We start from the raw sequence: 16,889 nt of genomic DNA on the forward strand, positions 1-16,889 counted from the left end.
GCGGCCGCCCGCGCGCGGTGCTCCGCAAGTTCGGGCTGTGCAGGATTTGCCTGCGAGAGATGGCGCACGCCGGCGAGCTGCCCGGCGTGCAGAAGAGCAGCTGGTAACACCGGCTACGACCCGACGAGACCAAACCGAAAACAGGTGCGCAGCAGGCCCGGATCGGGAACCACTGCGAGGAAGGCAACACCGCTGTCATGACGATGACGGATCCGATCGCAGACTTTTTGACACGTCTGCGCAACGCCAATTCGGCGTTTCACGACGAGGTGACGCTGCCGCATTCGAAGATCAAGGCGAACATCGCCGAGATCCTCAAGCGGGAGGGTTACATCACCGACTACCGCACCGAAGACGCACGCGTCGGCAAGGCGTTGGTCGTTCAGCTCAAGTACGGGCCCAGCCGGGAGCGCAGCATCGCCGGTCTGCGGCGGGTGTCCAAGCCGGGGTTGCGGGTGTACGCCAAGTCCACCAACCTGCCGCGGGTGCTCGGCGGCCTTGGGGTAGCGATCATCTCGACCTCTTCGGGCCTGCTCACCGACCGTCAGGCAGCCAGACAGGGCGTGGGCGGCGAAGTCCTCGCGTACGTGTGGTGAGGGGGTAACCATGTCGCGCATTGGTAAGCAGCCGATTCCGATCCCCACCGGGGTCGATGTGGCGATCGACGGCCAGAACGTCTCGGTGAAGGGGCCCAAGGGCACCTTGGACCTGAAGGTCGCCGAACCGATCACCGTGGCACGCAATGAGGACGGCGCCATCGTGGTCACCCGTCCCGATGACGAGCGGCACAACCGCTCGTTGCACGGGTTGTCGCGCACCCTGGTCTCCAACCTGGTGACCGGGGTGACACAGGGTTACACCATCAAGATGGAGATCTTCGGCGTCGGCTATCGCGTGCAGCTGAGGGGTTCCACCCTCGAGTTCGCGCTGGGTTACAGCCATCCCGTGCTCATTGAAGCGCCGGAAGGCGTCACCTTCGCGGTCGAGTCACCGACAAAGTTCTCGATCTCCGGGATTGATAAGCAGAAGGTCGGCCAGATCGCGGCGAACATCCGTCGCCTGCGCCGCTCAGACCCGTACAAGGGCAAGGGCGTGCGCTACGAGGGCGAACAGATCCGCCGCAAGGTCGGAAAGACAGGTAAGTAGTCATGGCGCAATCAAAAACTGATACCGCCGCGCCAGGGCCGGTGGGCCAGAGCGTATCCGCCGCGCGGCGGAAGGGCCGGCTGCGACGGCACGCGCGGCTGCGCAAGAAGATCTCGGGCACGCCGGAGCGTCCGCGGCTGGTCGTGCACCGGTCGTCGCGGCACATCCACGTACAGCTGGTCAACGATCTCAATGGCACCACGCTGGCGGCCGCCTCGTCGATCGAGGCCGACGTGCGAGGCGTGGACGGTGACAAGAAGGCACACAGTGTGCGGGTCGGCCAGCTGATCGCTGAGCGGGCCAAGGCCGCCGGTATCGAAACGGTGGTGTTCGACCGAGGGGGCTACACCTACGGTGGGCGGATCGCGGCACTGGCCGACGCCGCGCGCGAGAGTGGGTTGAAGTTCTGATGGCAAGCATTGATTTCGACTTCTCAAACGACTTCTCAAACGAGATTGGAAGGACCGCATAATGGCGGAGCAACCGGCTCGAACAGCCGGCCAGGCGACCGGGACCGCTGCGCGCAGCGGTGATACTCGGGGCGAGGGCCGTGACACACGCGGCGAAGGCCGTGACACACGCGAGAGCCGAGGCCGTCGGGATGGTGGCGGCCGCGGTGGTCGCGACCGCGACGGCGACAAGAGCAACTACCTGGAACGGGTCGTCACCATCAACCGTGTTTCGAAGGTGGTCAAGGGTGGTCGGCGATTCAGCTTCACCGCTTTGGTCATCGTCGGTGATGGCAACGGGATGGTCGGCGTCGGCTACGGCAAGGCCAAGGAAGTCCCGGCCGCGATCGCCAAAGGTGTCGAGGAGGCGCGTAAGAGCTTCTTTCGGGTGCCGCTGCTCGGCGGCACCATCACCCATCCGGTGCAGGGTGAGGCCGCCGCGGGCGTTGTCCTGTTGCGTCCGGCCAGCCCCGGTACCGGCGTGATTGCCGGCGGTGCTGTCCGAGCGGTGCTGGAGTGCGCTGGCGTGCGCGACATTCTGGCCAAGTCGTTGGGCAGCGACAACGCTATCAATGTGGTGCACGCCACGGTGGCTGCGCTCAAGCTTCTGCAGCGGCCCGAGGAGGTGGCCGCCCGCCGTGGACTGCCGATCGAGGATGTCGCCCCGGCCGGCATGCTGCGTGCCCGGCGGGAAAGCGAACGGCTGGCCGCCAGCGCCAACACCGCACGTGAAGGAACGGCATAACCATGGCCTTAGAAAAAGGCGGAGCAAAAGCAGCATCACAGACTCAGCTGAAGATCACCCAGGTGCGCAGCACGATCGGCGCCCGCTGGAAGCAGCGAGAGAGTTTGCGCACCTTGGGACTTCGACGGATTCGCCATTCGGTCATCCGCGAGGACAACGCGCAGACCCGCGGGCTGATTGCGGCCGTGCGCCACCTCGTTGAGGTGGAGCCGGCCGACTCGGCGACTGGAGGTAACACCAAATGACGATCAAACTGCACGACCTGGCGCCTGCGCCCGGTTCGAAAACCAAGCGCACCCGCGTCGGTCGCGGTGAGGGCTCCAAGGGTAAGACCGCCGGCCGCGGCACCAAGGGCACCAAGGCACGCAAGAACGTGCCAGTGACCTTCGAGGGTGGGCAGATGCCGATTCACATGCGGCTGCCCAAGCTCAAGGGCTTCCGCAACCGGTTCCGCACCGAATACGAGATCGTCAACGTCGGGGACATCAATCGGTTGTTCCCCAAGGGCGGCTCTGTCGGTGTCGACGAGCTGGTGGCCAAGGGCGCGGTGCGCAAGAACTCGCTCGTCAAGGTCCTCGGCGACGGCAAGCTGACCGCCAAGGTGGACGTCACCGCTCACAATTTCAGCGGCAGCGCACGCGAGAAGATCACCGCCGCAGGCGGCTCGGCTACCGAGCTCTAGGCTTGCGGGCGCGCACCCAGCACATCGCGGAACAGTGCTTGGCGCACCGCGAGTTCTCGGGGATCGCTGCACAGGTGAAAACCCAGCCGGTTCATCACGTAGGCGAACCCGGTTCCGGTGTCGGGGTCGGCGAAGCCAAACGAGCCGCCGAAACCTGGTGTGCCGAAAGCTTTGTCGGACGACCCGAACAGACACAGTGGCACCGGCTTTGACAATCCCAGCGAATAGACGACGTCGACGTGCAGCACCCGGTCCCGCAGCCCGCGGCTCGGCGAGGTGGGCACGGCCATGAGCTCGTCGAGCACGGTTGGCGTCAGGCCCAACGCAGCATCTCCGATCGCGGCGGCACCGTAGAGCTGCGCGACGGCGCCGGCTGTCCCGATCCCGTTGGCCGACGGGATCTCGATGGCGCGCACCTCGTCGCGGTTGTAGTCGCCGGCCCAGGGGTTCACGTCGCTCGGAAGGCGACCAGCACGGGCGAGCAGTCCGACCGGGTTGAGCGACGTGGCGACGAGGGTGGCCGGTAGGGCGTTGAGGTGCAGTAGGGATTCTGCGCGTGACCAGTGGTGCAGGTGCGCTAGCCGGTCGCGCCGCACCGAATCCGGCAGTCCGATATGCAGGTCGAGCCCCATCGGCCCGGCAATCTCGTCGGTGAAGAAGCGGCCCAGTGTACGGCCGGCCGGGTCGGTCCGGCGGATGAGCTCGGATTCGTACCAACCGAGCGTGACCGCTTGGTACCCGTGCCGGGTGCCCGGTGTCCACGCCGGCTTCTGAGCCGCGAGCATCGCCGAAAGACTCGCCGGGTCGGCGACATCCCGCACGGTCGGCGCTGGTTTCAGCACGCACAGTCCGGCCTGATGGCCCAGCAGTTGCCGGATGGTCACATCGGCCTTGCCAGCCTGTGCGAACTCTGGCCAGTGGTCGACTACCTTGTCGTCGTAGCCGAACAATCCGCGCGACACAGCCGACGCAACCGCAAGGGCGGCAATACCTTTGGTCGTTGAGAACATGTTGACCATGGTGTCGCGCTGCCACGGCGCCTTGGTGATGCCGTTGCGGTAGCCGCCCCACAGGTCGACCACTTTGACGCCGTTGCGATAGACAGCGATCGCGGCGCCGACCTCGTGGCCGGACGCGAAGTTGGCGCGAAATGCATCGGCGACCTTGCCATAACCCTCGTCGACGTCTCCGCCGAGCAGGTCCGGCGACACGGTGACTTTGAGAACCATTGATTGGTTATATCGCGACCGCCGCTACGCGGCGTGCGATTGCCGACGTTAAGCGTGCGGCGGCGCCGGGCACGCTGGGCAGTCACATCTGCCACATAAGTCTCCGCGCGGCAGGCACGATGATTTGCCCGCCTTCGAGCGAATTCGCCGACTGCCGTGCCTGACGCCCTGGTCGAATCCCATTAGGCGGGCAAATATTGCATCCGCCCTGTGCGGATACTCCTGTGGTGCATGTGGTGGCTCAGCTCGGCGTTTACCGGAGCTGCGGAATCACTTCTGCGGCAAGGCGTTCCATCTGCTCGCGATCCTCTGCGAGGTCGCGGCCGACCGGGTTGAGCAGGATCATTTCGGCGCCGGCGTCGATGACTTCGCGCAATCCGGCTGCGACGTCGTCGGACGTGCCGGACACTGGCACCGCCTCGATGCCGGGCATCGCGCCGTAGATGCGGTGTAACCCGGTCAGAACGCGTTCGTGCGCCCTGGCCGGGTCGTCATCGATCATCAGATAAACGCGCTTGCCGATCCGGTAGTGCGCGAGATCTCTGCCCTGTTCGACCAGCTCCTGACGCACCGTTTTCACGGCCTCGCCGAACTTGGCGGTGCTCGACGAACCCGCACCCAGGAACGCGTCGCCGTGGCGCACCGCGCGGGCGAGCGCCTTGGGGGCCTGACCGCCGAACCAGATCGGCGGATGCGGCCGCTGCACGGGTTTCGGCTGGATCGGCAGGTCGTCAACCTGTCGGAATCGGCCCTGAAACGTCACCCGCGGCTCGTCAGACCACGCCGCCTTCATCAACTCCAGACCCTCGGTGAAGCTGCTGATGTAGGTAGCTTTGTCCACCCCGAACGCGGCGAACTGGCGGAAGCCGCCGCCAGGTGCCACACCGACGTCCAGCCTGCCGTGGCTGAGCCGATCCACCGCGGTCACCGAGGAGGCCAGCTGGAGCGGGTCATGCAGCGACGAGACCAGCACGGCCACGCCCAGCCGCAGCCGCTCGGTGCAGGCCGCTGCGTACGCCAGCAGCTCCAGCGGCGCCAACAGCGGCGCTTCCCCGACGGTCTGTTCGAGCGCCCAACCGCCCTCGAAACCGAGCTCCTCGGCCCGAGTCAGGTAGTCGCGCAGGCCGGCCGCGGCTAGCCCTCCAGCACCGGCCGGGTCAAGTTGGTGGATGGAGATGGAGAATCGCACCCCACCACCGTACGGTCCGCACGCCGTCGCCGCGGGGCGCCGCCGCTCATCGGTAGGCTCAACATATGTTTGCCTTCCTGCCCGACCCGCCGGGTGTCGACGAGGTACGCGCCTTGGCTCGCCGCGTCGACACCGCCCGCCACCACGGCGTGCCCAAGGGCTGCGTGCTCGAACTCGACCTGCGCGCCACGCCGCCGGAAGCCGGCGGCTTGGACCCGCTGGCGATCGTCAGCGGCGGCGGCCGGCCATTGCTGCTGCGCGAAGCCGTGTCCGCGCTGCACCGGGCCGCCGACGATCCGCGGGTTGCCGGCCTGATCGCGCGTGTGCAGCTTCCCGCGGCCGCGGCGGGGCCGGTCCAGGAGCTACGGGAAGCCGTCGCCGCATTCACCGCGCTCAAGCCGTCGCTGGCGTGGGCCGAAACGTATCCGGGAACGCTGTCCTACTACCTGGCGTCGGCGTTCGGCGAAGTGTGGATGCAGCCGTCGGGAACCGTCGGGTTGATCGGTTTCGCCACCAATGCCCTGTTCTTGCGCGACGCGCTGGAGAAGGCCGGCATCGAAGCGCAGTTCATCGCGCGCGGTGAATACAAGTCGGCGGCAAACCTTTTCACCGAAGACCGTTACACCGACGCCCACCGAGAAGCCGACACCCGCCGGCTGGAGAGCTTGCGCGCCCAGGTATGGCAGGCGGTCGCTGACTCGCGCAAGATCGGCCACGACTCCCTCGATGCGCTGGCCGACCGCGCGCCGCTGCTGCGCGAAGACGCCGTGACCGCGGGGCTCATCGATCACATCGGCTTCCGCGACGAGGCATATGCGCGGATCGCAGAACTTGTTGGCGCCGAGAAGATTTCGCCTGAAACCGGCGACGCCGACGGCGACAACGCGCCGCCGCGGCTATACCTGAGCCGCTATGCCCGCGCGACCGGGCCGAGCGGATCAGTGCTGCCATCGGTGCCGGGCCGCAAACCCAGGTCAACAATCGCCGTCGTCACCGTTGCCGGTCCCATCGTCAGCGGCCGTGGCGGGCGAGGAGTATTGCCGTTCGGCAACTCCAGTGCCGGCGGCGATACCATCGCGGCGGGGCTGCGGGAGGCAGCCGCCGACGACTCGGTCTCCGCGATCGTGCTGCGCGTCGACTCCCCGGGCGGTTCGGTCACCGCGTCGGAAACCATCTGGCGGGAGGTGAAGAAGGCACGCGACCGCGGTAAGCCGGTGGTGGCTTCGATGGGCGCGGTCGCCGCCTCCGGCGGCTACTACGTTTCGATGGGCGCCGACGCGATAGTGGCCAACCCCGGCACGATTACCGGTTCGATCGGCGTGGTGACCGGGAAGCTGGTCGCCCGGGACCTGAAGGGCCGACTGGGCGTCGGGTCGGATGCGGTGCGCACCAACGCCAACGCCGACGCCTGGTCGATCAACGCACCGTTCACCCCCGAGCAGCACGCCCAGGTCGAGGCCGAAGCGGACCTGTTCTACACCGACTTCGTGCAGCGGGTCGCCGAGGGCCGCAACCTGAGTACTGAGGCGGTAGAGGCGGTTGCCCGGGGACGCGTCTGGACCGGTGCCGACGCCTTCGAGCACGGCTTGGTCGACGAACTCGGCGGCGTGCGAACTGCGGTGCGTCGTGCGAAGGTGTTGGCGGGCTTGGACGAAGACGCCAAAGTCCGCATTGTCGGCTATCCGGGCTCGTCGCTGTGGGACTTCCTGCGGCCACGCCCGTCTTCACAGCCGACGGCCGCATCGTTCCCGGATGCATTGGGCGCGTTGATCGGCCAGTCGGTGGCCGGAATCATCGAACAGGCCGAGCGGACGTTGAGCGGTGCCAGCGTACTGTGGCTGGGAGAGTCCCGTTTCTAACCGGCGAGTGTGCCGCTGACGTAGATGATCTCGCCGAGCGGTTCGTCATCCTCGGGGGCGGGAAGTTCAAATCCGTTGCGGTTGAACAACTCGGCACGAGGGGTGTCAACGATGTCCCATGCCTTGGCGCGCAGGTAGTCGATGACATGACTGCGCTCGCCAGCGTAAACCAGTGACGGCATATCGATGTCGACACCTTGCTCGCGAAACAGCGCGGATATCTCGCGAACACGGTTGGCGTCCAAATCCTTGAGGCCTGGCACGTATTCGGTGGCGATCGTGCTGCCCGGCACGCTGATAGCGGTGATGTTGTCGAACAACCGGTCCTGGGCTTCGGACGGCAGGTAGATCAGCAGACCTTCGGCCAGCCACGCCGTCGGTGCTGCCGCGTCCAGGCCGGCGGCCTGCAGTGCCGCCGGCCAGTCCGAGCGCAGGTCGATGGGGATGGTGCGTCGCGTGGCGGTTGGCTGGGCGCCCAGATCTGCCAGCGTGGTCGTCTTGAACTCGATCACCTGCGGTTGATCGATCTCGTAGACCACAGTTTCGGTCGGCCAGTTCAACCGGTAGGCCCTGGAGTCCAGGCCGGAGGCCAGGATGACCACTTGACGCACACCCGCGTCCATAGCCGCCAGCATGCAATCGTCAAAGTACTTGGTGCGCACCGCGACTCCGTTGATGATTGCTTCCCTGCGTGCCGACGATGCATTTTCGGTCGTCGAGAAGTCGACCGAACCGTCGATCATCTTCACGAAAAAGTCCAACCCGACAGCGCGGACCAGCGGATCGGCGAACGGATCGTTGATCAGTGGATGCTCGGTCTTGCTCGCCATCGCGCGGCCGGCGGCGATCATCGTCGCGGTCGCGCCCACACTGGAGGCCAAATCCCAGCTGTCGTCATCCGTGCGCGTCACGGCAACCCTATCCTAGGGTGGCAGCGACGTAGCTCATGTTCCGGAACCACGCCATCGACTCGTCTTCCGGGAAGGTAAATCCGTTGCGCTGGTAGAGCTCCGGGGCCGGATGGGCGACCACCTGCCAGCCGTGGCCGGTGAGGTAGTCGATCACGACACTGCGCTCGCCTTGATAGAACAGGTCGGCCGCGTTGAGGTCGAAACCGGCGCGCTGCCATCGCTCGCTGATGCGCTGCACGCTTTCCGCGGAGAAGGCGTCTGGGTTGGAGATGTGCTCGGTGGCGAGTTGACTTCCCGGCGCGCTGAGCGCAGTGATGTTATCGAACAATCGGTCCTGGGCCTCCGGGGGCAAGTAGGGCAATAACCCTTCGGCGCTCCACGCAGCCGGCTGGTTCACGTCGAAACCCTGTTGCCGCAATGCCGTTGGCCAATCTTCACGGAGATCGATGCTGACCGTGCGGCGCTCGGCGGTCGGGTTGGCGCCGAGATCTGCCAAGGTGTTGGTCTTGAAGTCGATTACCAGCGGTTGGTCGATCTCGTAGACCACCGTCGCCGCCGGCCACGGTAGGCGGTAGGCCCTGGTGTCCAGGCCAGAAGCCAGGATCACCGCCTGCCGAATGCCGGACTCGGTGGCGGTGATGAAGAAGTTATCGAAAAACCTTGTCCGCACAGCCATTTGCTCAATCCGCGTTCTGCGGTTCAGAGCCGGGTCGTCATCCAGGCTGACCTCTCCGTCGATAAGGCGAACGAACGGAGGCAAGCCCACCGCACGGACCAGCGGATCGGCCAGCGGATCTTCGAGCAGCGGGTCGGGCCCCTGCGAGGCAATTGCGCGCGAGGCGGCAACCATTGTCGCCGTCGCTCCCACGCTGGATGCCGGGTCCCAGCTGTCGCCTTCGAATCTTCCGGAGCGGGCGTGCGTCATGCTGGTGCCTCCTACTTCTTGTCGGTCAGTGTGCCGCTGACGTAGAGACGGTCGGCAAACGGCAAGTCGTCCCGCTCGATGGGCGGTAAACCATTGGCCGCGAACAGTTCCCGGATGCTGGTGCCGGCCATCTGCCACCCGTGGTCGAACAGGTAGACCGCCGCCTCGTTGCGGTCGCCGAAGTAGACGAGCTCGGTCATGTCGAGATCGAGTCCGTGCTTACGCCAGCGCTCGGACACGGTCCGCATGCGTTCTTTGATCCGCTTTTCGTGTCCGGGTTCACGGGTGGGCCCGCTTTCGGTTGCGATCCGGCTGCCCGGCGCGCTGAGCGCGGTGATGGTGTCCAGCAGACGGTCTTGTGCTTCGGGCGGCAGGTAGCCCAGCAGGCCTTCGGCGCTCCACGCGCTGGGCTGATCAGTTTCGAAACCTGCTGCGCGCAGCGCAACCGGCCAGTCGTCGCGTAGATCGATGGCAACTGCGCGCCGGAAGGCGGTGGGTTGGGCGCCCAGCTCGGCGAGGGTGCGGGATTTGAATTCGATGACTTGCGGCTGGTCGATTTCGTACACCGTGGTGCCGTTGGGCCAGGGGAGTCGGTAGGCGCGAGCATCCAGTCCGGACGCCAGGATCACCGCCTGCCTGATGCCGCGTTGGGTCGCGTCGATGAAAAACTCGTCGAAGAATTTGGTGCGGACCGCCATGTTGTCGGTCATCCGCTGCACGCCCCCGGTAGCACCGTCGCTGTCGTCCTCGAGGTCGGCCGGGGTCAACTCGCCGGTGGCCAGTCGGGTGAACAAGTCCAGGCCCACGGCCCGAACCAGTGGCTCGGCGAACGGGTCGTTGATCAGTGGGTGTTCGGTCTTGCTCGCCATCGCGCGAGCCGCCGCGACCATCGTGGCGGTCGCGCCGACGCTCGATGCCAGGTCCCAGGTGTCGTCATCGGTGCGTGCCATCGCTGCCCCTCTGCAAGAAGCCGGGTTGTTACTTAGCCAATATAACGAGCCTACCACGCCGCCGAATGGCCAGTTATGCAGGCATATTGGCGAAACCCGTGTCATAACTGGCCATTAGCGCCACGCTTTGGCCATGGCGTACTCGGCAGCAGGAAAGCGGGTGGTGATCACCGGCGCGTCGTCGGGGATAGGTGCCGCCCTGGCCCGGCGGCTGGCGGGCCAGGGCGCGGTGGTGGGACTGATTGCCCGCCGCTCGGAGCGTCTTGCCGAGGTCTTGGCGGACTGCCGCAGAACCTCGGCGGACTCGACGATGTGGGTAGCTGACCTGGCCCAAACCGCGACGGTGGGTCAGTTGGGGTCACGGGCATGGGACGACCTCGGCGGTATCGACGTGCTCGTCAACAACGCCGCAATGCCGAAACGCCGGGCCGCCGACGCGCTGGATCCGGCCGAGGTCGAGACCGTCATGCACGTCAACTTCCTCGCGGCGATGCGGCTGACGCTGGCCGTCTTGCCGCGGATGCTGGAACGCGGGCACGGCGTCATCGTCAACGTGTCCAGCGTGGGTGGCCGGCTGGGCATCATCCACGAGGCCGCCTACTGCGCCAGCAAGTTCGCGCTCTGCGGCTGGAGCGAAGCGCTGGCCGTCGACCTGCATGGCAGCGGTGTCTGCGTGAAGCTGATCGAGCCGGGGCCGGTCGACACCGAGATCTGGGATCAGCCGGGTAGCGAGGAACCCCTCTACCAGGGACCCAAGGTGCCGGCCGCCGAGGTGGCCGACGGGATTGTCGCGGCGCTGGGCAGCGACCGGTTCGAGCACTATCTGCCGGTAATGATGGCCCTAAAAGGCATAGTCGACGCGAAAAACGCCGACCTGGACGCCTACATCGCCGGCGCGGCCGCCATGGCAACGCGATGAAGGCGCTGGTGTTCGGGGTACCGCCGGAGACGTTCGAGGGGCCCGACGACGTACTTACTCACAGCCCGGTTGCGCTGCAGCAAGTGGCGGATCCTCTACTGCTGCATGACGATTGGGTGATCACCCGTCCCCGGCTGACCGGTATCTGCGGCTCGGATTCCAAGCAGATCTTGCTGGACTTCGGCGAAGGTGACACCGACAACGCCATGGCGGCCTTCTGCTCGTTTCCTCAAGTCATGGGCCACGAGGTGGTCGCCGACGTGGTGGAGGTAGGGCCGAAGGCTCGCGGGCTCGAGGTGGGTCAGCGCGTCGTGCTCAACCCGTGGCTGTCCTGCGGGCCGCGGGGCGTCGTGCCGCCCTGCCCGGCCTGCCAAAGCGGCGATTTCAGCCTGTGCTGGAGCTTTTGCGACGGCGACATCAAACCCGGGATCCACACCGGCGTGTCGGCCGATGTGACCGGTGGCTACGCCGAGTTGATGCCGGCCCACGACAGCATGTTGTTCGCGGTGCCCGGATCGGTGCCGGACGAGTTGGCCATGTTCGCCGACCCGTTTTCGGTGTCGCTGCACGCCATCACCCGCCACCCGCCGCCGCGATCGGGCCGGGTCCTGGTGTACGGCGCCGGCTCTCTGGGATTGTGCGCGGTGGCGATCCTGCGGGCCCTCTATCCGGACGTGGCGGTCGCAGTGGTAGCCCGTTTTGCTGCCCAGGCGCAGCTGGCCCGCCGGTTCGGCGCCGCCGTCGTGCTGGCCCACGAGCCCCGGCTGGCCGTCATCGAAGAGCTGGTGAGCTGGGGCGGCGGCCGGCTGTGGCAGCCACTGCAAGGTTTGCCGATGGCACACCCCGGTGCCGTCGACGTCGTCTATGACACCGTCGGGAAACCGGAAACGTTCGAAGTCGGGGTGCGGGTGCTCGCTTCGCGGGGGACGCTGGTCAAGGCCGGTGTGCACGCGCCCGGCCGGTGGGAGTGGAGTCCGTTGTACTTCAAGGAGATCAGCTGGGTCGGCAGCAACGCGTTCGGGGTCGAGGAGGTTGACGGCCAGCGCAAGCACGCTATCGCGCACTACCTGGACCTGGTTGTCGACGGCCGAATTGATCTGCGTCCCATGCTGACTCACATTTTCCGGCTCGAGCAGTGGCGCGACGCCTTCCTGGCCATCGCCAACCAGGGCGAAAGCGGCGCGGTGAAGGTGGCCTTTGACCAGCGCTAGCCGCCGGCGCGCCGGGACGGTGTGTTGTTCACGTTGCGCACTCCCCGGATCGCGATGTCTACGGCGTGCTCCACGGCGACTCGCAGCTGGTCGGTGGTATCGCCTTCTTGCAGGCAAACGAGTGCAGCGGCAATCGCTGCGCCCATGACTGCGCCGATGACAGCCGCAGCGGCTGCCGGTTCGATTGCGTCCTGGTAGGCGTGGTGCAGAGCTTCTGCAAGTTGTTTTTCGGCCAGAAAGTAGCGGTGCAGGGTAGCCGCTTGGACCGCGGGCACGGACAGGATCATCGGGAGCCGCACCGCGGCCAGGCCGCCGTCGACTTCCTCGGTGAGGGCGTCGGCCAGCATGTGCTGCATCGCCGCCACTACGACGTCAGGTATCTGTTCATCGGGGCGGCGCTGCTCGATGAGTGCGACTGCTGCCTCGATCCGGCGGGATAGGTGAGGGAAAAGAACCTCATCCTTCGTCGCGAAGTAGTTGAAGAATGTTTTGGTGGAAACCCCTGCGGCGACAGCGATCTCGGCGACGGTGGTCTGCTCGTAGCCCTTCTCCTCGAACAGCCGCATGGCTGCGCTGATCATCGCCTGCCTGGTCTGCCGGCGCTTGCGTTCTCGCAGGCCTATCTCGTTGGCCAGCATCGCTCCCCTTACAGTATACAGTTGGTATAAGATTACATCGAATGTAAATAAGCTCGTCGGCAGAGGATCACTCATGCAGCGGTTTGAGGACGCGGTGGCGATCGTCACCGGTGGCGGAATGGGCCTGGGCGAGGCGCTGTGTGAGGAGTTGGCGCGTCGAGGCGCGACGGTCGTGGTTGCCGATATCGACGGCGACGCCGCACGTCAGGTAGCGGCGTGTCTGGCGGAAAGCGGCGCGACGGCAGTTGCGATGCGAGTCGATGTGGCCAACGAAACCGACGTGGCGCAGCTGATCGAAAGCACCGTCGCCGAATATGGGCGCGTCGACTACATGATCAACAACGCCGGCATTGCGATCGGCGGGGATTCTCGTGACCTTTCGATGCAGCAGTGGCGTCGAGTGCTCGATGTCGACTTGCTGGGCGTTGTATATGGCACGGTGTACGCCTATCAGCTGATGACCCGCCAAGGACACGGGCACATCGTCAACATTTCCTCGCTCAGCGGGCTGGTTCCGCAGCCTGGCAATGCTCCGTACTGCACCAGCAAGCATGGGATCGTGGGGCTTTCGCTTTCACTGCGGGCTGAAGCCGCCGACCTCGGCGTGAAAGTCAGCGCGGCATGTCCCGGTGACATGAAAACGAAGATCTACGACAACATGGTGGTGGTCAATATGCCGCGCGAACAGGTGGCGGCGTTGAGTCGGCGCACCCACTACCTGATGCCTCAGATGAGCGCCCAGGCCGCTGCCCGCGCGATCCTGCGCGGCGTGGACCGCAATCGGCCGCTGGTCGTATTTCCCACTGCGGTTCAAGTCATCTGGCAGTTGTACCGCCGGTTTCCAGGCCTGTTTTATCGGATCAACATCCACCGCATGAGACTTTTCCGTGGCCTTCGAGGCGTCGCCGAAGAAGGCGTGACGGGCGGCACGCACTGAGCCCGACTGTGAATCACACGACGGGTTTACGGCGTGTCGCGTCGCCTCGTTCACGCTCGCGGGTTGAACTGCTACATCGGATTAGCGCGCAAGTAGCTGTAGATACCGGCGAAGCCGGCGTTGACGTCGTCGGGAATCGGGACTGGCCCACCGAGGGCCCTTGCCCCCCAGGCGATTTGAGCGGTGCGCTCGACCAGGGCGGTGACGTGCAGCACCTTGTCAGGCCGGGGACCCACCGCCACCAGGCCGTGGTTGGCGATCAGGGCCGCGGCTCGTCCTTCCAACGCCTTGACCGCGTTGCTGCCCACTTCGGGCGTGCCTGACGCGGCGTAGTCGGTGCAGCGGATGTCGCCGCCGCAATAGATGGCGAATTCGTCAATGCACGCTGGAATCGGCTGGTGCGCGATGGCGAACATGGTGGCCCACACCGGATGACTGTGGATGACGCTGCCGATGTCGTCGAATGCCTGATAACAGGCCAGGTGCAACTTCATCTCCGTCGATGGTGATCGGCCCTCGGCGGCGTGCAGCACGCCGCCATCCGGATCGACCACCACCAAGTCGTCGAGCGTCATGTCGGAGTAATCGACCGACGACGGGGTGATGACGAGGTTGCCGTCCTCTCGCCGGGCCGAGATGTTGCCCGCCGTTCCCTCGACCAGCCCGCGGCGCAGCATGTCCTTGGCCGCTGCCAGCACCGCGGCCTCCGGGTTGACCACGGATCTCACGGATGTCATGGTCCTAACACCTCCGGGTTGACGATATGGGCGGGCGTCTTGCCGGCCAGCAGGGCTTCCAGGTCGTCGGCCACCATCTGTGCCTGCCGCGCCTCAGTGTTCCACGTGGCTCCGCCGATGTGGGGCGTGAGCACCACATTGGGCATCGCAACCAACGGGTGATCGGTCGGCAGCCATTCCCCGACGAAGTGATCCAGACCCGCGGCGGACACCTTGCCGCTGCGCAGCGCCTCGACCAAGGCGTCGGTGTCGTGCAGCTGTGCCCTGGCGGTGTTGAGGAACACCACACCGTCGCGCATGGCCGCGAACTGCTTGGCGCCGATCAGCCCGGTGGTGTCGGCGGTGACGGGCGCGTGCAGTGAGACGATGTCGGCCTCGGCGAGCAGTTCGTCGAGGCTGTGCCGGGCCTCGTCGTTGTACGGGTCATAGGCGATGACTCGCATGCCGAGCCCGGCCATCCGCCACTGCACTGCCCGCCCGACGGCGCCGAGGCCGATCAGCCCTGCTGTTTGGCCGGCGACTTCCCACGCGCGGAAGCGCTGATACGGAATGCTGCCGTTGCGGAAGATCTCTCCGGCCCGCACGTCGGCGTCGGCGCCCAGCACCTGCCGGGTGGCGGCGAAAAGCAGCGCGAGCGTCATCTCGGCGACCGCGTCCGCGTTGCGGCCGGGGGTATGCAGCACCGGAATCCCGGCCGCTGTCGCACCCGCGACGTCGACATTGTTGGGGTCCCCCCGGGTGGAGGCGATGGCCCGCAATCCCAATTCGAACACCGGCCCGCTGATCGAATCGCTCTCCACGACAACGACATCGGCGGCTTCCTCGGCGATCCGTTCAGCCAGTTGCTCGGCGGTGTAAATACGCAGCGGGGTCTGCTCGATCCACGGGTCGTAGACCACGTCGGCCAGCTGTCGCAACTTCTCAAACCCCTCGCCACGCAGCGGGGCCGTCACCAAAGCACGCGTCACGACTGCCAATGCTGGCGTACGGTGACGCCCGTGTCACGCGAAGAGGTCACAATCGGCATCGACATCGGCACCACCGCCGTTAAAGCGGTGGCCGCCGACGAAGAGGGTCGGGTGGTCGCGCGGGCACGAATCCCCCACGAGTTGCGAGTGCCTACGCCGGACCGGTTGGAGCACAACGCCGACGAGGCGTGGCGGCTGGGTCCGCTGGCGGCGCTGGAGCAATTGGCGCGTCCGGATGCGCTGGCGGTGGCCGTTTCCGCGATGGTGCCATCGCTGACCGCCGTCGATTCCGGCGGCCATCCGATCACACCGGGGCTGCTGTACGGGGACAGTCGGGGCCGCGCTGCCGGCACGGACAGCCCAGGCGGCGCGGGCCCGTTCCCGGTGGGGGAGGCCAGCGAATTTCTACGCTGGACGGCAACCCATGCGCCCGATGCGGCCGGCTACTGGCCTGCACCGGCGGTGGCCAATTACGCGCTGGCCGGCGAGGCCGTCGTCGACTTTCCCACCGCCTACACCGCGTCACCGCTGTTCGACGGCAACGGCTGGAACGTCGACGCCTGCGCGGAACGCGGTGTGACGGTCGACCGGATGCCCCGGGTCGAAGCACCGGGTGTCACCGCCGGGCGGCTGCGCGCGACCGGCGCCGTGCTGGCGGTCGGTGCCATCGACGCCCTGTGCGAGCAGATGGTGGCCGGTGCCGACGACGACGGCGACGTGGTGGTGCTGTGCGGCACCACCTTGATCGTCTGGGTCACCATCCCCGAGGCGCGGCAGGTGCCGGGCCTGTGGACCATCCCGCACATGACCGGAAAGAGTCAGATCGGCGGAGCGAGCAATGCCGGCGGGCTGTTTCTCGGCTGGGTCGACCGTGTCCTGGGACCGGGCGACCCAGTGGCGGTGGATCCGCGGCGAGTGCCGGTGTGGTCGCCCTACCTACGCGGCGAACGCACGCCCTTTCACGACCCCGACCGTCGTGGGGTGCTCGACGGCCTGGATCTCACCCACGACGCGGCAACGCTGCGCCGGGCAGCCTACGAGGCGTCGGGCTTCGTCGTCCGCCAGCTCATCGAGCTGAGTGGGGCGAAAGTCTCGCGAATTGTGGCCGCCGGCGGCGGTACTCGAGTCGAGCCGTGGCTGCGGGCCATCGCCGACGCCACCGGTCGACCGGTGGAGGTGTCCGGGGTGGCCGAGGGAGCGGCGCTGGGTGCGGCTTTCCTCAGCCGTATGGCGGTAGGCCGAGAATCGTCGATCACCGACGCCGCCCGATGGGCCGCTGTCGAGCGCATCGTCCAACCCGATCCGGCCTGGACGGGCCCGATGGAGGACCGCTACCGCCGGTTTCTCCAACTTGGTGCACAGCCGTCCGGGGACCCGGTGTGTTGACGACCGAC

At 66.5% G+C, this 16,889-nt stretch carries 19 protein-coding genes and 1 pseudogene; 12 read left to right on the forward strand and 8 right to left on the reverse strand.

Annotated features, from left to right (window positions below):
• The 7 genes and pseudogenes from rpsN to rplO all read left to right on the forward strand — a co-directional run.
• Nucleotides 1-107 (forward strand): annotated as a pseudogene (rpsN, locus tag ACLQI9_RS22825) (type Z 30S ribosomal protein S14); the annotation flags it as partial.
• A 90-nt stretch (nucleotides 108-197) separates the two neighbouring features.
• Nucleotides 198-596 (forward strand): 30S ribosomal protein S8, encoded by a 399-nt coding sequence (gene rpsH / locus ACLQI9_RS22830; protein ID WP_324446952.1) that lies wholly within the window; start codon nucleotides 198-200, stop codon nucleotides 594-596.
• 10 nt (nucleotides 597-606) lie between these two features.
• The gene (gene rplF / locus ACLQI9_RS22835; RefSeq protein WP_442392242.1) at nucleotides 607-1,146 is read left to right on the forward strand and encodes a 50S ribosomal protein L6; all 540 of its coding nucleotides are present in this window, start codon (nucleotides 607-609) and stop codon (nucleotides 1,144-1,146) included.
• A 41-nt stretch (nucleotides 1,147-1,187) separates the two neighbouring features.
• On the forward strand, nucleotides 1,188-1,556 hold the full coding sequence (gene rplR / locus ACLQI9_RS22840) for a 50S ribosomal protein L18 (RefSeq protein ID WP_442392250.1): 369 nt from the start codon (nucleotides 1,188-1,190) through the stop codon (nucleotides 1,554-1,556).
• Between the two features lie 61 nt (nucleotides 1,557-1,617).
• Entirely contained in the window at nucleotides 1,618-2,340 is a 723-nt protein-coding gene (gene rpsE, locus ACLQI9_RS22845; protein WP_442392243.1) for a 30S ribosomal protein S5, read from the forward strand.
• 2 nt (nucleotides 2,341-2,342) lie between these two features.
• Nucleotides 2,343-2,585 carry a 50S ribosomal protein L30 gene (rpmD, locus tag ACLQI9_RS22850; protein WP_442378380.1) on the forward strand — a complete coding sequence of 81 codons (243 nt, stop codon included), beginning with the start codon at nucleotides 2,343-2,345 and terminating at the stop codon, nucleotides 2,583-2,585.
• Nucleotides 2,582-3,022, forward strand: a complete 441-nt coding sequence (gene rplO, locus ACLQI9_RS22855; protein WP_442378381.1) for a 50S ribosomal protein L15 — start codon at nucleotides 2,582-2,584, stop codon at nucleotides 3,020-3,022. Before rpmD ends, rplO begins: the two co-directional genes overlap by 4 nt.
• Here rplO and ACLQI9_RS22860 read toward each other — a convergent pair.
• Together ACLQI9_RS22860 and ACLQI9_RS22865 are read right to left on the reverse strand one after the other, a co-directional pair.
• Nucleotides 3,019-4,251, reverse strand: a complete 1,233-nt coding sequence (locus tag ACLQI9_RS22860; RefSeq protein WP_442378382.1) for a serine hydrolase domain-containing protein — start codon at nucleotides 4,249-4,251, stop codon at nucleotides 3,019-3,021. The two genes, rplO and ACLQI9_RS22860, sit on opposite strands and share 4 nt — an antisense overlap.
• 253 nt (nucleotides 4,252-4,504) lie before the next feature.
• Nucleotides 4,505-5,440, reverse strand: coding sequence for an LLM class flavin-dependent oxidoreductase (locus tag ACLQI9_RS22865; protein ID WP_442378383.1), 936 nt, complete (start codon nucleotides 5,438-5,440; stop codon nucleotides 4,505-4,507).
• 65 nt (nucleotides 5,441-5,505) lie between these two features.
• Here ACLQI9_RS22865 and sppA point away from each other — a divergent pair, with 65 nt between their 5' ends.
• Nucleotides 5,506-7,299, forward strand: a complete 1,794-nt coding sequence (gene sppA, locus ACLQI9_RS22870) for a signal peptide peptidase SppA (RefSeq protein ID WP_442378384.1) — start codon at nucleotides 5,506-5,508, stop codon at nucleotides 7,297-7,299.
• On the opposite strand, the gene ACLQI9_RS22875 is transcribed toward sppA, so the two are convergent.
• The 3 genes from ACLQI9_RS22875 to ACLQI9_RS22885 are packed head-to-tail and all read right to left on the reverse strand — an operon-like array spanning nucleotide 7,296 to nucleotide 10,085.
• A complete protein-coding gene (locus tag ACLQI9_RS22875) occupies nucleotides 7,296-8,210 on the reverse strand; it encodes a class I SAM-dependent methyltransferase (RefSeq protein WP_442378385.1) in 915 nt (304 codons plus the stop codon). The genes sppA and ACLQI9_RS22875 overlap by 4 nt on opposite strands.
• Before the next feature lie 7 nt (nucleotides 8,211-8,217).
• Nucleotides 8,218-9,135, reverse strand: coding sequence for a class I SAM-dependent methyltransferase (locus tag ACLQI9_RS22880; protein ID WP_442378386.1), 918 nt, complete (start codon nucleotides 9,133-9,135; stop codon nucleotides 8,218-8,220).
• Between the two features lie 11 nt (nucleotides 9,136-9,146).
• Nucleotides 9,147-10,085: a class I SAM-dependent methyltransferase gene (locus tag ACLQI9_RS22885; RefSeq protein WP_442378387.1), complete on the reverse strand. Its 939-nt coding sequence runs from the start codon at nucleotides 10,083-10,085 to the stop codon at nucleotides 9,147-9,149.
• A gap of 133 nt (nucleotides 10,086-10,218) precedes the next feature.
• Between ACLQI9_RS22885 and ACLQI9_RS22890 the strand changes: the two genes are divergently transcribed.
• Nucleotides 10,219-11,004, forward strand: a complete 786-nt coding sequence (locus tag ACLQI9_RS22890; protein WP_442378388.1) for an SDR family NAD(P)-dependent oxidoreductase — start codon at nucleotides 10,219-10,221, stop codon at nucleotides 11,002-11,004.
• Nucleotides 11,001-12,215, forward strand: coding sequence for a zinc-dependent alcohol dehydrogenase (locus tag ACLQI9_RS22895; protein ID WP_442378389.1), 1,215 nt, complete (start codon nucleotides 11,001-11,003; stop codon nucleotides 12,213-12,215). Before ACLQI9_RS22890 ends, ACLQI9_RS22895 begins: the two co-directional genes overlap by 4 nt.
• On the opposite strand, the gene ACLQI9_RS22900 is transcribed toward ACLQI9_RS22895, so the two are convergent.
• On the reverse strand, nucleotides 12,212-12,853 hold the full coding sequence (locus ACLQI9_RS22900; RefSeq protein WP_442392244.1) for a TetR/AcrR family transcriptional regulator: 642 nt from the start codon (nucleotides 12,851-12,853) through the stop codon (nucleotides 12,212-12,214). The genes ACLQI9_RS22895 and ACLQI9_RS22900 overlap by 4 nt on opposite strands.
• Here ACLQI9_RS22900 and ACLQI9_RS22905 point away from each other — a divergent pair.
• Nucleotides 12,843-13,790 (forward strand): SDR family NAD(P)-dependent oxidoreductase, encoded by a 948-nt coding sequence (locus ACLQI9_RS22905; RefSeq protein ID WP_442392245.1) that lies wholly within the window; start codon nucleotides 12,843-12,845, stop codon nucleotides 13,788-13,790. The genes ACLQI9_RS22900 and ACLQI9_RS22905 overlap by 11 nt on opposite strands.
• Before the next feature lie 71 nt (nucleotides 13,791-13,861).
• Here the strand turns inward: ACLQI9_RS22905 and ACLQI9_RS22910 are convergent, their stop codons facing one another.
• Both ACLQI9_RS22910 and ACLQI9_RS22915 read right to left on the reverse strand, forming a co-directional pair.
• Nucleotides 13,862-14,527 (reverse strand): L-fuculose-phosphate aldolase, encoded by a 666-nt coding sequence (locus tag ACLQI9_RS22910; RefSeq protein ID WP_442378392.1) that lies wholly within the window; start codon nucleotides 14,525-14,527, stop codon nucleotides 13,862-13,864.
• Nucleotides 14,524-15,504: an NAD(P)-dependent oxidoreductase gene (locus ACLQI9_RS22915; protein ID WP_442378393.1), complete on the reverse strand. Its 981-nt coding sequence runs from the start codon at nucleotides 15,502-15,504 to the stop codon at nucleotides 14,524-14,526. The genes ACLQI9_RS22910 and ACLQI9_RS22915 overlap by 4 nt, the downstream gene beginning before the upstream one ends.
• 21 nt (nucleotides 15,505-15,525) lie before the next feature.
• Here ACLQI9_RS22915 and ACLQI9_RS22920 point away from each other — a divergent pair, with 21 nt between their 5' ends.
• A complete protein-coding gene (locus tag ACLQI9_RS22920) occupies nucleotides 15,526-16,881 on the forward strand; it encodes a xylulokinase (RefSeq protein ID WP_442378432.1) in 1,356 nt (451 codons plus the stop codon).
• Nucleotides 16,882-16,889: the final 8 nt, after the last annotated feature.

This window comes from Mycobacterium sp. (assembly GCF_052143115.1).
Lineage (GTDB): Bacteria > Actinomycetota > Actinomycetes > Mycobacteriales > Mycobacteriaceae > Mycobacterium.

Coding starts and splice junctions, on each gene's coding strand:
- rpsH (WP_324446952.1), top strand. CDS start 198: ATGACGATGACGGATCCGATCGCAGACTTTTTGACACGTCTGCGCAAC.
- rplF (WP_442392242.1), top strand. CDS start 607: ATGTCGCGCATTGGTAAGCAGCCGATTCCGATCCCCACCGGGGTCGAT.
- rpsE (WP_442392243.1), top strand. CDS start 1,618: ATGGCGGAGCAACCGGCTCGAACAGCCGGCCAGGCGACCGGGACCGCT.
- rpmD (WP_442378380.1), top strand. CDS start 2,343: ATGGCCTTAGAAAAAGGCGGAGCAAAAGCAGCATCACAGACTCAGCTG.
- rplO (WP_442378381.1), top strand. CDS start 2,582: ATGACGATCAAACTGCACGACCTGGCGCCTGCGCCCGGTTCGAAAACC.
- ACLQI9_RS22860 (WP_442378382.1), bottom strand. CDS start 4,251: ATGGTTCTCAAAGTCACCGTGTCGCCGGACCTGCTCGGCGGAGACGTC.
- sppA (WP_442378384.1), top strand. CDS start 5,506: ATGTTTGCCTTCCTGCCCGACCCGCCGGGTGTCGACGAGGTACGCGCC.
- ACLQI9_RS22880 (WP_442378386.1), bottom strand. CDS start 9,135: ATGACGCACGCCCGCTCCGGAAGATTCGAAGGCGACAGCTGGGACCCG.
- ACLQI9_RS22885 (WP_442378387.1), bottom strand. CDS start 10,085: ATGGCACGCACCGATGACGACACCTGGGACCTGGCATCGAGCGTCGGC.
- ACLQI9_RS22890 (WP_442378388.1), top strand. CDS start 10,219: ATGGCGTACTCGGCAGCAGGAAAGCGGGTGGTGATCACCGGCGCGTCG.
- ACLQI9_RS22895 (WP_442378389.1), top strand. CDS start 11,001: ATGAAGGCGCTGGTGTTCGGGGTACCGCCGGAGACGTTCGAGGGGCCC.
- ACLQI9_RS22900 (WP_442392244.1), bottom strand. CDS start 12,853: ATGCTGGCCAACGAGATAGGCCTGCGAGAACGCAAGCGCCGGCAGACC.
- ACLQI9_RS22910 (WP_442378392.1), bottom strand. CDS start 14,527: ATGACATCCGTGAGATCCGTGGTCAACCCGGAGGCCGCGGTGCTGGCA.